This is a genomic window from Roseateles sp. P5_E11, from assembly GCF_054049355.1.
The window spans coordinates 1-2155 of record NZ_JBFUMO010000785.1 but is presented as its reverse complement, the minus strand read 5'-3'; the positions used below and the strand labels follow the sequence as shown (position 1 = coordinate 2155).

Sequence of the window (2155 nt, the reverse complement as noted above, 5' to 3'; positions counted from 1 at the left end):
GCTTGAGCGTGTGGGCGCGCTCGGCGGGGTCGGCCTTGTCGGTGCCGAATTCGTAGAAGTTGTTGTACGAGGTTGCATCGGCGTAGCTGGTGACTTTCTCCATCACCATCGCACCGGCCACGGCCGAGCGGGCGCCCGGCAGCTTGGGCAGCTTGCCGCCACCTGGCGCGGCCTGGGCCTGGGCCAGAGCCAGCGGTGACGCGGTTGCCAGGCCGAGGCCGGCCAGGGCCGTGCGGCGGTTCAGGTAAACCCGGCGGGGCGTGATCTCGCTGGACAGGGGCTCGTGAAGGGCGGTCGTTCGAATCAGCATGAGGGGCTCTCGGGTCTGTGGGCTGAGGCTGGGTCGGGCCAGGACGGGCGCAACTTACACCGACCGCGTTCTACTTGCTTGAGCGTTGAGCGCATGGCGGCACGTGCAGACCTTGGGCCAGGCATTTGTCGGTATCGCCATTCAGCGCGCGGATCCCGTGGGTACGTTCACGGGAACCTCCAGGATGAACGACGCACCTTGCCCAGGGCCATCGCTATGGACGCTCAAGCTGCCGCCCATCTCCTGTGCGGCCAGAACGCAGCTGTGCAAACCAAAGCCATGCCCGTTCTTGCGCGTGGTGAAACCATGAGAGAAAACGCGGGTCAGATTCTCCGGCGCGATGCCTTCGCCGTTGTCGGTCACCGTGATGCGCAGCACTGGCCCTTCCATCAAAACAGCACCGAGCGTAATGAAGGCGCGTTTGTCCGCGGTCGCGCTCAACGCTTGTTTGGCGTTGCTGATCAAGTTCACCAGTACCTGCAACACGCGATGCCGATCCAGTAAGAGAGCGGGCAAGGTCGGGTAGTTTTTTACAACATCCACTTTGTGACGCGTCAGCGCAACCGTGTGCATGCGCAGCGCGTCGTCCAGCAGTTCGTCCACCTTGGCGGATTCGACAACACGCGGCGTGCCTGCGTATGACTGCTGGGTTGCGATGACCTGTTTGATGTGTTCCACGCTGCCGCACAGCGCGCCCAGTTCAGTCGTTATGGCTTCGTGCTCACCCTCGAGTGTTCGAGCCAGTTCACGCAAATAGGTGGGTAGCAGCTTGCCTTTGCTGTCCTGCGTCAGGAACTGCCCCAAATCCTCGGTATGCGCATCCATCAAAGCCACGGAGCGGGCGAGTCCCTTGAGCTTGGATGCCCGCAACTGGGCGCCAATCAAGTCGGCCGATACGTTGACGCTGTTGAGAACGTTGCCCACGTTGTGCAAAACGTTGGTTGCGATCTCTGCCATGCCGGCGAGGCGTGCCGCAGTCAGCAGTTGGGCCTGCACCTCTTCAATTTTTCGCTCGGCTTCCTTCAGTTCGGATATGTTTTTTGACGTTCCGAAGGTCCCGATCAGTTGACCATGCCGGTCTCTCCAGGGGCTTTTGGTGGTGAGATACCAAACAACGCGCCCATCGGGATGGACGGTTTTCTCGCTCTTTTCGACGATGGGTTTTCCGGTCCGGAGGATTTCTTCTTCATCATGGCTGAATTCACTCGCCCTGTCCTGGCCGTAAAGGTCTGCATCGGTTTTGCCGATCACATATTTTTCAAACTCATCCACGTTGGCCAAATGCGGCGGGAGTGCGTCTTCATCCGTGCCGGGATGTACTGCGCGGTAGCGGCTGATCGATAGTCGCAGCAGGTTATGCAGCTCTGAACGGCTTATTTTGACGAAGCGTGATTTCAAATCCTTGAAGAAGATGGAATCAGGCGAATTCTCCATCAGCGTGCTCAGCAAATCGTGGTGATATGCCAGCGCTGCTTCCGACTGCTTCAGCGCAGTAATGTCCTTGGAGATGCCGAAGGTGCCGATGATGACTCCTGCACTGTTGCGCAGCGGCATTTTGGTACTCAGCGTCCAGGACTCGGCGCGGCCATCCTTCCAGGTTTCCTTCTCCGCTTTGCCAATCATCGGTTGGCCTGTGCGCAGTATTTCCTGTTCATCCTCATAGGCGGGGCGCGCATGCTCTTCGGAAAAAAAATCGAAATCTGTCTTGCCTACCAATGCCGCCGGCGACGCGGCCCCGAATTGCAACGCCTGGGCTTTGCTGCATTTGAGAAAACGGGACTGCATATCTTTGAAATAAATATGATCGGGTGAGTTGTCCAGGAGTGTGCGCAGCAAATCTTGCTC

General features: G+C 58.7%; 1 protein-coding gene and 1 pseudogene. Both read right to left on the bottom strand.

Annotation, left to right across the window (positions count from 1 at the left end; genetic code table 11):
• Positions 1–310 (bottom strand): annotated as a pseudogene (locus ACXJKR_RS30540) (protein-methionine-sulfoxide reductase catalytic subunit MsrP); the annotation flags it as partial.
• Between the two features lie 141 nt (positions 311–451).
• Positions 452–2155, bottom strand: a 1704-nt coding sequence (locus tag ACXJKR_RS30535) for a PAS domain-containing protein (protein WP_457326039.1), incomplete at its 5' end; no start/stop codon positions are given.